We start from the raw sequence: 12,514 nt of genomic DNA on the forward strand, positions 1-12,514 counted from the left end.
AAAATATAATGTTTTAGTCCGCAGACTCAGCAATCAGTGAAAGCAACATATTAACAACCGTTTTATCAGTTTTAAAAGTCACATCACTTTCTGCAAGTGCATTCAGATCAATCCAGCGGAAAGATTGTAAAGTTTCAGGATCAAAATCAAAAGCTTCTGTTTTGAATTTCATCGTTAAGGTATTTACTTCTCTAACCAGGTAATAGATACTAATGATCTGACTATCATTGAAAGAAGACTTTTCGTAAAAATCTGTTGTATAGAAATGGCTTAAGACTTCAATCTCAGCATTACACTCTTCCATAAATTCACGTTTCAGTGCATCAATAAGGCCTTCACCATATTCTAACCCACCACCAGGAAACTTGCTGAAGCTTCGTCCTCCCGATTGTTCGTCACTAACCAATATTTGATTATCTGCATTGATTAATAGACCGTAAACTCTTACATTGAAATAACTCATGGTTGAAATGTTTGTTTTGCTGAAAATGTATATAGAGCTGTCTGAACTCAAATAAAGTACGGAGTTTTCACGGCGCAGTTATTTCCCAAAGACAACTAATAAGGTGACAAATATAAACAAACATCTCACCCATGCTATGATAAAAGCATTTTTAAGTAAACTCAAATAATGTATTCAGACTTCGTAAGAGATCAAATCTTACTGTTAATAAAATTATCAATTCTGTTAATTTTATTACCGATTAATGTTTATGTTTGATTTCCAGGTTATTGAAACTATAATATGAAAAGACTATTATTCCTCCTCTTTTTACTTCCTTTCTCTTCATTTGCACAGAACGATACAGTAAATACTTACGTATTCCCTGGAATTCAGGATAGTATAGCTGGCACCTCATTGATTTTAAAAAACAACGTGCTGCTTTTTCAAAAAGTTTATTCTTCAGCATTAAATAAAGATGGACTGGCGAATGCTTTAAGATCTTTTTTGCCAACTGTGAATAGTTTTGAATTGTCTGATGTTACTAATCAGACGACTTACCAGTTAAAAGGAAAAATCTCCAACTACTTCGTGAATTACCGGAAGTATGGAGATGGAAACAGCGGAGTAAGTAACCTGATTTATTTTCCTTTGAATGCTGATGTACTGATCCAGATTAAAGACGGCAAGTATAGAGTAACTATATCAAATTTGATAGTCCAGCAATATTATGAAAGTAGTATTATCAACAAAGACAATACTGCGCTTGAATCATTTATCACTAAAAATGACCGCTCTAAAATTCAAAAAAACAATAAATCGATAAAGACGTTAAGATATATTGACAACGAGCTGAATTTTGCGTTCGATCTGAATTCAACGGCTAAAATTACCGATAACTTTTAAGCACCTTAACAGAGAAACGTTATTTGCTAAAATGCTTCTTATTTTTTGTGGTATTTTCTAAATTCCATCCGATTTCTCCTGCAAAAGACTCCTGTCTTACCGGACAATCCATTAGCTTGCAATAATTACAGCATTCTGATAAACAAGGATCGGCATGTATAAACAGTTCAGTATTCCTGTCTGCATTTCCATTAATTAAATGATCAATTGATGAAATTTCAGTATGCACCTGATTTAAATCATAATAATAAGGAAGTGTAAGGTGACAATCAATATGAAGATCTGAACCGTATTGCTGTGCCCTTAAATTATGAACATCAATCCAGGAATTATGCCTGTTATTTTGAAGTATCTCTACGATAGTTTCAACCAGTTCCACATTACTCTCGTCCATTAAACCGCCTACAGATTTTCTGGTAAGCTTATATCCGCTATAAACAATATAGATACCAAGGAGAATAGAAATCACACTATCTAACCAGTAAATTTCAGTGACTTTGATTAAAAGAATACCTATAACCAGGCCACCACTGGTTACCGCATCCGTCAGCAGGTGTTTACCATCTGCCTCCAAAGTCAGTGACCGGTGTTTTTTACCCGTATTGATCAAATAATAACCTACCAGCAGATTAATCACCCCGGTAATTCCGATAATGATTGCTCCATCCAGCAGCTGATGAATTTCCCGGGGAACTATCAGATCATAACTGGATTTAAAGATGATAATCAATCCAGCAACGGCGATCAGTACGCCCTCTACGAAGGCAGAGAAGAACTCTACCTTACCATGACCATAAGGATGGTTTTCATCTTTTGGTAAAGTGGCCAGATAGATACTATAAAAAGCAAAACTACTGGCCAGTACATTGACAATACTTTCAGCAGCATTTGTTAAAATTGCATTGGAATGCGTAATGAAGTATGCACCAAATTTGGCCAGCATCAGGACAACGCTAATGCAGAGTGAAACGAGTATTGCTTTCTTTTTAGGCTGCAAAGGATTGATTTTAGGCTCAAAAATACAATTCTATCAGCACATAAGGACATGTTCATTATTAAATCGATAATAAGCCCCCCCTTTAAATAAAAAATTAATAATTTATATATTATAAAGTACTTTTTTTAGTGCCAAATTGCTCCAGGTTTTTATATTTGCTTTCTTATAAGCGAATCATGACATTTTTATCGAAAAGAATCAATAACCTATCAGAATCACAGACCATTAAAATGGCAAAGCTGGGGAGAGAACTCACCGCTAAAGGAATTGATGTAATTAATTTAAGCTTCGGAGAGCCTGACTTTTTTACACCAGAACATGTTAAGGAGGCCGCTAAAAAGGCGATCGATGAAAACTATTCTTATTATACTCCTGTATCCGGTTACCCTGAACTGCGGAAGGCAATTGTTGAAAAGCTGAAGAATGAAAATGGATTAACTTATACTTTTGATCAGATTGTAGTATCAACTGGTGCAAAGCAATCATTAGCTAATGCAGTAATGTGTTTGGTTAACCCTGGAGAAGAAGTAATCGTACCTACTCCTTACTGGGTTTCTTACTCTGAAATGATCAAATTAGCAGAAGGTGAAACTGTTTTCATTAATGCTACAGTAGAGAATGACTTCAAAATCACTGCTGATCAGCTTGAAGCTGCTATTACACCAAATACAAAGCTTTTCATGTTTTCTTCTCCATGTAACCCAACAGGATCTGTTTACAGCCATGAAGAATTAGCCAGCCTTGCAGCTGTATTTGAAAAACACCCGAATATTTATATTATCTCTGATGAGATTTACGAACATATCAACTTTGTAGATAAACATGCTTCAATTGCTTCTTTTGATGCAATCAAAGACCGTGTGATCATTATCAATGGTTTCTCAAAAGCTTACGCAATGACAGGCTGGAGAGTAGGTTATATGGCTTCTAACACTGAAATAGCCAATGCTTGTGATAAATTACAAGGTCAGATTACTTCAGGAACTTCATCGATCTCACAACGTGCGGCCCTTGCAGCTTACCAAAGCAGCCTGGACAGTGTAGTGGAAATGAAAAATGAGTTCAGAAAGCGCAGAGATTTAGTTTATGGATTACTGAAAGAAGTTCCGGGTATTAAAGTAAACCTTCCGGACGGGGCTTTCTATTTCTTCCCTGAAGTGAAAGAATACTTTGGAAAAAGCATCGATGGTAAAGTGATTACGAATGCTGAAGACTTATGTCTGTATTTATTAAATGAAGCGCATGTATCAACTGTTACAGGTGAGGCTTTCGGTAACGAAGACTGTATCCGTATTTCTTATGCAGCAGCAGAAGAGCAATTGGTAAAAGCAGTATCAAGAATCAAAGAAGCGTTAGCTAAATTAAGCTAGTTTATCAATTAAAATTATAAGCTCTATTTAAAATAAGCGAGATTAAAAGCCAGTGATTATCATGATCACTGGCTTTTGATGTTTTAGCGGGATTGTTGAATTATTTTATACCTACTTAAACCCTAACCATGCTTCCTAATAGACTAATAATACTTTTTCTCATAATTGCTAAATAATTTCGAATCGGTTTTCGCTGACAGAAGTAATAACAAATGTTAAGATTTCCAGCTCTAAAATGGAACGCGCTGCGTTCCATTTTAGACAATAACATAAGGGATGCTAAAGCAAGAAAAGCTTACGGACAGTAAATAACAAAGTCCGGCTTACTGCCAGGCTTTGTTAAAACAGTTTTATTTTGAATATTATCTTATCACTAAACCTTAACAATATTAGATGATTTAACCGTTAAAACATCTAATGTTTCAAAAGAGTCGTTAACAAACTCAATCTCATAATCCGGCGGGAAATTAGGATAAATAATAAGTACAGTTCCTTTACTTCCCGCTGGAACTTTATCATTTAGGTCAACTAAAGACCTTATAACATCATATATCTCTATCATAATATTTTTATTTCGCAGGAAAAGCAGTAATTAACCGAACCACGTTATCATTATTTTTATCCAGGCCATCAGCACATTAATAACTCGCCCATTTGCTCCTGTTACAGGTATAACCTGATTAAATTTTGTACCGTATTGTGTTACACTAGTCTCCACTGCCTTGCCCCCGTCTCTAAAACTAACTGCTTCACTAACCCAGCTGAATTTTTATTTGTAAAGCCTAGTACATTTGGCTTTAGCCACACCAATAGCATGATCGACATTCAATAGATATCCAGCCAACTTCTCTTCAACGGACAATTGCGACACAGCCTTTAATTCTGCAGATGGCCCAAAAGATGGGTCAATTACAAAATTAATAGTTGACAAGCCTTGCGCATTACAATCAACATCATAATTAAACCCACCATGATCTCTCCTCCGTCTAAATAGGACATTGCGCTTTGCCAAAAAGACGTTAGTCGATTGATTTTTGGTGCCTTTGTAAAATCAAGGTTCCTTGTCTGTTTTCCATTTCCTTTCTTAGGATCTTCTTGTTGCGGCACAAGCTGCCTAAACATAGTTTGAGCTTCTTCAGCAGATTCAGATGAAATATTACCATTAGCATCCGTGGTCATCATACCATCTGGATCAATATTTCTAATTGGATTATTGATTGCGTAGTCATAAGGTGACCACCTTCTACTCATCTCCGCCAAAGGATCCACCCCACCTCCCTATCACCGGGTCATAGAACCTTGCGCCGTAATCATACTCCTTTACATCAAACTACTGTTTAATTACAGAATCTATCAAGTTTACTCCGTTAATTATTTTATTATTAATATCATATAAATTACTCTCAATAAGTATTCGATATTTACCTTTTTCAGGAAAAGCATTGGAAATTTTCACCGTACTATTTACAACTTTAAGAAATTTATATTGACTTTGATTTATTTTAACAGTAATAGATAACCTGGCCTTTTCTGGATTTGCCACAGTAATATATAAATCATTAACATCTGTAAACACTCTACTTGCACTTAGCTGGTAACCTAATGGAGTTACAGCTTTATTTTTAGAATTAATTGAATAAAAGTCAGGGCTTACAACTAGACCATTCATCTCTTTTAATTTAAGATTCCCTTCAATATCATAATCAATAGAAAAAGATATCTTTTTATTAATATCATATAATAGATATTTTTTTTTATGGCCATTATCGTAATAATTGTACCATCCTCCGTATGGTTTACCATCCATATAGTATCCAGAGTAGGCTAATTTCCCATTATTATTATATAAATATCCTTTACCACTAGGTTGTCCATCAACAAAAAATGTTTTACTTTTTATTTTACCATTTTCGTAATACATTATTTCCCAACCTTGCTTTATTCCATTTAAGACATGTCCAATTACATATACTTTACCAGCTTTATATATTGTTACTTTTCCATTAGCTTTTCCTTCTGAATTGTGGTTGATAAATGTGGCATCTTGCTTAAAAAGCTCTACACATTTCATTTGAATTTTCTCCCGATTAAAGTAAAAAATTGCAGCAATACCAATAAAGAATAACAAATTTTTATTCAATGATTTCATCTATTAATTTATTTTTTCATTAATTTTGTTTTACCCAGCCAAGTAAATCCGCTAAAGTTTTCATAACCAAACCGCTTTATTTGTCTTCTTTTTGCTTCTGATTCCGTTATTGTATCTTTTCTAACCGGATCAATCACCAAATGCTCATAAATATCCCCCTCTATTCCATTAGGCTTGTCGTTAGGTGAAGTTTTATCCTCCTTAATAAGATTTAAGTTTTTAGCCGCATCATATACATCAAATGGATTATAGATATTTGGATCAGCATTTGTCCTTAATTGTCCCATGTAACTGAACAATGGGGACATATCTCCCAAATTGCCTACTTTACCAGCATTTGGTCTTAAATGAGCATCTTGATCCTCACCTATTGAGTTATCATTGTTAAAAAAGTTCCAACCTTCACCAATTTTTGCATCCTTCGATTGCCAATTACTTAATGACCAATTAGAAGAATTATCTGATTGACTTTCCTTAGCTTGAGAATTGAAATGTCCAACTGTTGTTTCATTTTGGCCAGTATTATAACCCCATTCCTTACCCGATTTATATATTTCAGAAGGTTTATTTCCCGATATCCAATCAGCTGCTTTTCTTAACCAAGCACCTAACTTACTATATCTCCCATCAGGATCAACAAAACCAGTCGGATTATTGAAGGCGTAATTATACGGCGAATATCGCCTCATCTTCTCAGAAAGCGGATCTACAACGTTCCATCTCCCTATCACCGGGTCATAGAACCTAGCGCCGTAATCATACTCCTCTCTACAGAGATAATGTCCTCAATACTATAAACTAATCATTTTCACCCCATAATAATCAATTATACCCCCAATAACTAAAGCTATAAAACCATTTAGATACCAAAATCTCTTAACCCATTTTTTTAAGAATAACGTGTTAAATAAACTTATTAAAAATGTTCCACAAACTAATCCAATAATAGCATAAGTCCACAATATCAATGGAACTTCAGCACTAGAACTATCGCCAGCACTTAAAATGGGTATCATTACCCAAAAGATTACATATAAACCTATCCAGAACAAATACAAGCTGATAGGTCCAAAATTATTATTTAACGATCTTTCCATTTCTAAATAAATTTTAACGGTCTCCTTCGGTGTCTAATGACAATCCCAATAACTATGTTAATAATGGTTCTATGTTATTTAGCTCAGGTCAGATTTTTCACCAGCAGAAGTAGTGATTTACTAGTGTTATTTTAGTCGTTTCTCCATTTCTACAGCCTCTCTTTCTTTTGCAATTTCTTGCTGTAACTCTTGCTCGGTTGGAAGATAGGTTTTGTATTTCGATGCAAAGATTTGTTTGCTATCATTCAATAGACTGTATTTGGCTACTGCATTGTTTTTTTCGGAACAAAGTATTAATCCAATAGTTGGATTATCGCTTTCCTGTCTCATTTTTTCTTCAAAGATCCGAACGTACATATCCATTTGCCCAACATCCTGATGGCTGAGCTTGCCTTTATTTAAATCAATCAGTAGAAAGCATTTTAGGATGTAATTGTAAAAAACCAGATCAATAAAAAAGTGCTCCCCCTCTAAACTTATCCGATATTTCCTGCTTACAAATGAAAAGCCTTTTCCCAGTTCCAATAAAAAATCCTATAGCTTATCAATAATAGCTTGTTCAAGTTCCTGTTCATAAAAATTGATATTAGCTTTCAGTTCCAAAAAATCAAGTACATAAGGATCTTTGATGATATCCCTTGCTTCTCTTTTTTACCTTCCGCTTCTGCTTTTACTAGCGTCTGACCTCCTTTTTGGGTCAATACCATTCTTTCAAAATACAGACTATTTAGCTGCCTTTAAAGTGTTCTAGTACTCCAATTACCTTCAATGGCTTCTTGTATGTAAAACAATCTGGCATCCTCTCTTTCCGTTTTTAACAACAAACGGTAATGTGTCCAACTCAATTCGGAACGCACTGCGTTTCATTTTGGAAAAACAACGTAGAATTGCCTTATATAGCGCAAGTTTCGACTGCTAAAACTTTTCCCATATTCTTTGGCTAACCGAACTGATAATTCTTCCAATAAAGCGGCTCCATAACCTGCTTTTTCTTTTCCATCTTGTTCATTTTCAACAATCAATTCCCAATATGCCAATAGACCTCAACCATAGTAGCATTAACTACCCGGTAAGCGGTATCTTTACCTGTTTTATATTGCTGTAAAGTCTCTCTATATGGGTTGCCAGCGTATCGTTCATAATTACAATATTAATGTTTTCTTTTTATTCTATTGGATGATTATTTCAACAGATAATGCTCATTCAGTTCTCCTTTGATAAAAGACTGTAAAGGATACAACAGATAAAGAGACTTGCTGAAAAAGGACAGAACCATACACTAGTTATTATTGATACTTTTCTTAGGGATGCAAGTTCCAGAAAAACTTATAGTCAGTAAACAATTAAGCCCCCATAGCTATATAAACATTAACTTTTAATCCTTAATTACCACCTGCCAATTTGATTTAATTAAATCTTCCTCAGAATATTCTAGCCTTTTATATAGGCGTTTTAGAATTAAATCATCTATACTATTATGGGCTTTTAACGAATCTGCACTAAATACAAAGAAATTGACTTTTTTATTTTTACTGTTTAATAAAAATCTCTTCCATCCGCTAGCGCCATTTTCCATCGCATCAAGAGTATCATTTACCAATAATACATTACTGTAATAATATTCTGTATGATTAATACTTGGATACTCAGGTACCGTATCTATATTCCACAAAATATTAATATTATGATCAGTATGATTAACAACTTCTATTATTGCAGGAGCTGGATCATAGATACAAGAGGTCAAAAACAAAATAAGGACGATAATATATTTTTTCATAGCATTATCAATAAAAAAGTGGTGCATATACATTTGGCGGTACTATATAAGGATTAACAGGATTCTGATCATAAGACGGCTTGAGAGGAAACCTTCTTCTATCCCAATTTCTTGGAGCCCCAAAATATTGATAAGATTCATCATTTGCATCCTTTTCAGTGTAAAAAGTATGGTGGTCGTATGTCGAACTAATGTTAGACCAAGTAGCACTTGCTAAACTAGGTATAGCATTAAATAAATAAAATGAAGTTTTACCTGTTCTATTTGACTGCAAAACATGACCAAATTCATGCCTAAGCAAATTTACATCTTTAGCACTTTTTGAACTGACAAAAATGCCAATACCTGGCAACGTTAATCCAGCTCCCTTGGCCATTCCTTCCATTTTATAAACTGGAACTCCTTCGAAATTATTATTTTCATTTTTAGCTATAATTTGTGTTTGTCCGCTAACGGATGACGTAGCAGATTCTCCTGTATTAGCACTAGTTGCAGTACCATCTGCATTCAAATTAACAGTACCTGCGTTTGCTCCTGAGCTTACAATGCTAGCTGTAGTACCTATGTTGGTATAGCCTGCTTGTTCTGAACTACCATCAACCCATTTTACATTTTTAAGATCTTTGGACTGATACCAATCAGTTGCTTCCATTCCATCCGGATCAATAAATCTGATCGGATTGTTATTCCCATAAACATAAGGACTGAAACGTCTACTCTTCTCAGAAAGTGGATCTACCGTATTGAAACGCCCAATCACCGGATCATAGAACCTCGCCCCGTAATCGTACTCCCTTAAGCAACTTTTTTTGGGTTTGCCGGATTTGCTGGCCGCACTTTTTCAGTGCTATAAAGAACTTTCCTTTCCCGTAAAGTTAGTGCTTTATTTGAGTTTACTGGTTGGACTTGTTTGGCTTTTTTTGTTGGAGATTCGACTTTTAAGGTGCGGAACTATGAAAGGCAGTGCTGATTCGTTAGTACATCTGTTACAGCAAAGATAGCCCCGAAAGTAAAGCAGTAAAGGGCTTTCGCGGCATAAACGCACATAGCCTTTGCCCTCAAAAAGGCCATTTATTCCACGATCCCTTGACAGCTTCACTTTCTTAGGCTCTGGGTGGCTTAACAAATGAACTACCTGAACCTCTGATGAAAGGATGGCAATTTGCCCCCTCCAGGGATAAAAAGAGCTTTGGCAGAGCGGAGGATAAGAGCGGCTCTTTTTATCCCTGAGAGGTTGGGCGGGAGCACTGTCCCTGTTTCAAGGGGTACAGGTTGTTCTCCCGACCAGTCCTGCACTGCCACCATCAATGAACAATACCATGCTGCCGCAGGCTTTGCCGCTGACCGACTGGAAGGAGACGGCATATATAAACAAAGGCAAAGGTTGCTCTTTGCAGGCGTTTGCCTGCACTGTTTGGCAGTGAGAGCCGATAGCCCGGATAACACCTTTTTTTGATGAAAGTACTTTGGCTATGGGCTGGAACGGGAGCGCTGGCCGAGGGGGGACGAGCGGCTATTTAATATAATACCCATTATAATACCAGCACTGGGATTGAACCAAAGTCATGGATTACTCTGCTGCGTTTATAATGTGTATTATGTTATTTAGCTTCGGGCCGGTTTTTCACCGGCAGCAAAGCGAGCGGAAGGACAGCAAAATACAGAGGCAAGCGAGCCCTTTGCGAGCTGGCTGGATTTTGAGGGACTGGAGGCGTGCGGGGGTTTATTTGAGTGGATGGTGTTTATTTAAAGCTTCTTTCAGGTCTTCCAGGTTACTGGTTTGATAGCGCTCGGTACTGCTCACATATTTATGCCCTGCCATATATTGAACTGTCCGTAAGTCTTTTTCTTTCAGCCATTCGGTAATCACGCTTTGACGAAGCTGTACTGCATTTTTATATTTAGGGTTCAGCCTGCGTAGAGCCTGGTTCAGGTGGTATAAGCTGTTTTTGATGTTCTCACAACCATTCATACTGATGAACAACTGACTGGTTTGTTCGGCTGCTTTCATCACTTTAGGTTTTCTACCGGATCGTTCTGCTATTCTGTTAGCAAAGATTTTAGAACGGGTCACATGGATATATTCATACAGTTCCATGATCTGGAAGGCTTCCAGTTTGAGCGTCCTGCTGTTGGTCTGCTCATTTGCCGGTATATAGACCTTTCCTTCTTTTAACCTGATATGTTCTGCCTTTAGCTGATGCAGTTCCTGACTAGTCAAACCCTGGTAGACCAGTAAAGACAAGATCACTTTATTGCGCTGGCTCCGGTCATCTTTGACCGCATAACTTTCATACAAAGCTTCCAGTTCTTCTTTTTCCAGCAGACCACCGGGAACAGTTTTTAAGCCCCCTTTCAACCGGATACCTGCTACCGGGTTATAGCTAACCTTGTTTTGTTCTTGTAACCAGCTGAAGTAATACCGGATCGCCAGCAGCATCCTGTTCACCAGGCCAATGCCTTTATTTTCCTGTTTCTGCTGGTCGGCATAATCAAGGATTTCCTTAAAGCTTACCTGTTCCAAACTGAGACTTTCACCTGAAAGCCAGGCCAGAAAGTAACTCGTATATTTCCGGTGCTGGTAAACTGTAACCGGTTTTAAGCCCCGCTGTTGTAAGTATTCTTCAAAGTTCATCTACGATATGGGTATAGATTTGTGTACTTTCCAAACTGCTATGGCCTAAGAACAACTGGATCTGTTCCAGCTTCATTCCAGATTGCAATAGATGGGTAGCAATACTATGACGAAGGGTATGCGGACCGACAGCCTTTTTGATTCCCGATGCCGATCTTAGTTTCCAGATCCGTTCAAAAGCTGTCTTTAGCCGTTTGCCATGAATATTTAACAGCAGTGCCGATTCCCTTCCTCCGCACCCCAGGTACGGACGGCCATAGTTCAGGTAATGTTCCAGCTCTGTTTTATTACTGCCTGTCAAGGGAACATATCTGGCTTTATAACCTTTGCCTTTACGAACCAGCACCAGTTCCTTTTCCAGCAAGATGTCTTCTGTATTTAAGCTCAGTCCTTCACTCTTTCTCAGCCCACATCCGTAATACAAGGCCAGTAGTGCCCGGTCACGTAAGCCCAGCGGACTTTCTGCTGTCGTGGCATACAGTTTGGCGATTTCTTTTCTGGTCAGGACACTTTTAACATTAGCCGTTTCACCTTTGATCCTGGTTTTCACCGCGAAGCTTTCCTGACCACTTTCGCACAGGTAACGGGCAAACTTACGGATCACCTGCAAGTGTTTGCGCCTGTAGTTCAAACTCAGTGTACCACCTCCGGTTTTACCTTGTTTATCACTCAGCTCATGCAGGTAGTTTTGCAGATGGCTTTCCTGTATTTGTGACAGGCTGTTGCAGCCATGTGATTCCAGAAAAGCCAGGAACTCACCCAGCAGTTTAGGCATATCCCTTTGGCTGCTTGGATCAAAGTTCAGGATCCTCAGCCATTCACTGAAACCGGCTTGCTGGCGGATGTAAAGTAGATTTTCCATCATCTGTTTTTTTTGCTAACTGTACATTTTTTACCCGGTGCGGGTGACTGCCCCTTTCTTACTGAGCTGCTGCACTTTGACTAACCCATCAGCCCCATGGGTTACTGCCGGGTTACAGGATACTGACCTGATCTGTGACAGGATACCCGCCACCATCGCCTGACCATTTTCCTGCAACGTCTCCATATCGTTCCAGCTCTGTACTTTATACTCAAAGCCTTTATAGCGGTTCCCCCTGGTGATCTTGATATAGCCCATCCGTTCCAGCTCATACAG

Annotated in this window: 13 protein-coding genes and 4 pseudogenes; 2 read left to right on the top strand and 15 right to left on the bottom strand. The window is 37.5% G+C overall.

Annotated features, from left to right (window positions below):
* Positions 1-13: 13 nt before the first annotated feature.
* A complete protein-coding gene (locus tag HDE70_RS13790) occupies positions 14-463 on the bottom strand; it encodes an NUDIX domain-containing protein (RefSeq protein ID WP_183866429.1) in 450 nt (149 codons plus the stop codon).
* A 282-nt stretch (positions 464-745) separates the two neighbouring features.
* On the opposite strand from HDE70_RS13790, the gene HDE70_RS13795 reads away from it, so the two are divergent.
* Complete coding sequence (locus tag HDE70_RS13795; RefSeq protein WP_183890764.1) at positions 746-1,348, top strand: hypothetical protein; 603 nt, start codon at positions 746-748, stop codon at positions 1,346-1,348.
* Between the two features lie 19 nt (positions 1,349-1,367).
* Here the strand turns inward: HDE70_RS13795 and HDE70_RS13800 are convergent, their stop codons facing one another.
* A complete protein-coding gene (locus HDE70_RS13800) occupies positions 1,368-2,345 on the bottom strand; it encodes a cation diffusion facilitator family transporter (protein WP_183890766.1) in 978 nt (325 codons plus the stop codon).
* Between the two features lie 176 nt (positions 2,346-2,521).
* Between HDE70_RS13800 and HDE70_RS13805 the strand changes: the two genes are divergently transcribed.
* Positions 2,522-3,715, top strand: a complete 1,194-nt coding sequence (locus HDE70_RS13805) for a pyridoxal phosphate-dependent aminotransferase (protein WP_183890768.1) — start codon at positions 2,522-2,524, stop codon at positions 3,713-3,715.
* Between the two features lie 373 nt (positions 3,716-4,088).
* Here the strand turns inward: HDE70_RS13805 and HDE70_RS13810 are convergent, their stop codons facing one another.
* The 13 genes and pseudogenes from HDE70_RS13810 to HDE70_RS13870 all read right to left on the bottom strand — a co-directional run.
* Positions 4,089-4,277 carry a DUF4926 domain-containing protein gene (locus HDE70_RS13810; protein ID WP_183890771.1) on the bottom strand — a complete coding sequence of 63 codons (189 nt, stop codon included), beginning with the start codon at positions 4,275-4,277 and terminating at the stop codon, positions 4,089-4,091.
* A 605-nt stretch (positions 4,278-4,882) separates the two neighbouring features.
* Positions 4,883-5,033, bottom strand: a pseudogene (locus tag HDE70_RS27500) (RHS repeat-associated core domain-containing protein); the annotation flags it as partial.
* A 12-nt stretch (positions 5,034-5,045) separates the two neighbouring features.
* Positions 5,046-5,864, bottom strand: a complete 819-nt coding sequence (locus HDE70_RS13820; protein WP_183890775.1) for a toxin-antitoxin system YwqK family antitoxin — start codon at positions 5,862-5,864, stop codon at positions 5,046-5,048.
* A 623-nt stretch (positions 5,865-6,487) separates the two neighbouring features.
* A pseudogene (locus HDE70_RS27505) lies at positions 6,488-6,628 on the bottom strand (RHS repeat-associated core domain-containing protein); the annotation flags it as partial.
* A gap of 27 nt (positions 6,629-6,655) precedes the next feature.
* Positions 6,656-6,961 carry a hypothetical protein gene (locus HDE70_RS13830; protein ID WP_183890777.1) on the bottom strand — a complete coding sequence of 102 codons (306 nt, stop codon included), beginning with the start codon at positions 6,959-6,961 and terminating at the stop codon, positions 6,656-6,658.
* 126 nt (positions 6,962-7,087) lie between these two features.
* Entirely contained in the window at positions 7,088-7,486 is a 399-nt protein-coding gene (locus tag HDE70_RS13835) for a PDDEXK nuclease domain-containing protein (protein WP_221302055.1), read from the bottom strand.
* A gap of 212 nt (positions 7,487-7,698) precedes the next feature.
* A pseudogene (locus tag HDE70_RS27510) lies at positions 7,699-7,998 on the bottom strand (DUF1016 N-terminal domain-containing protein).
* A 338-nt stretch (positions 7,999-8,336) separates the two neighbouring features.
* Positions 8,337-8,741 carry a hypothetical protein gene (locus HDE70_RS13850; RefSeq protein WP_183890783.1) on the bottom strand — a complete coding sequence of 135 codons (405 nt, stop codon included), beginning with the start codon at positions 8,739-8,741 and terminating at the stop codon, positions 8,337-8,339.
* Positions 8,742-8,748: 7 nt separating this feature from the next.
* Positions 8,749-9,393 carry a hypothetical protein gene (locus HDE70_RS13855; RefSeq protein WP_260160475.1) on the bottom strand — a complete coding sequence of 215 codons (645 nt, stop codon included), beginning with the start codon at positions 9,391-9,393 and terminating at the stop codon, positions 8,749-8,751.
* Between the two features lie 57 nt (positions 9,394-9,450).
* Positions 9,451-9,501 (bottom strand): annotated as a pseudogene (locus tag HDE70_RS27515) (hypothetical protein); the annotation flags it as partial.
* A 963-nt stretch (positions 9,502-10,464) separates the two neighbouring features.
* Positions 10,465-11,376 carry a tyrosine-type recombinase/integrase gene (locus HDE70_RS13860; protein ID WP_183890787.1) on the bottom strand — a complete coding sequence of 304 codons (912 nt, stop codon included), beginning with the start codon at positions 11,374-11,376 and terminating at the stop codon, positions 10,465-10,467.
* Entirely contained in the window at positions 11,366-12,241 is an 876-nt protein-coding gene (locus HDE70_RS13865) for a tyrosine-type recombinase/integrase (RefSeq protein WP_183890789.1), read from the bottom strand. Before HDE70_RS13865 ends, HDE70_RS13860 begins: the two co-directional genes overlap by 11 nt.
* Before the next feature lie 27 nt (positions 12,242-12,268).
* The coding region (locus tag HDE70_RS13870; protein ID WP_221302056.1) for a hypothetical protein at positions 12,269-12,514 on the bottom strand (246 nt) is incomplete at its 5' end.

Source organism: Pedobacter cryoconitis (assembly GCF_014200595.1).
Taxonomy (GTDB): Bacteria; Bacteroidota; Bacteroidia; order Sphingobacteriales; family Sphingobacteriaceae; genus Pedobacter; species Pedobacter cryoconitis_C.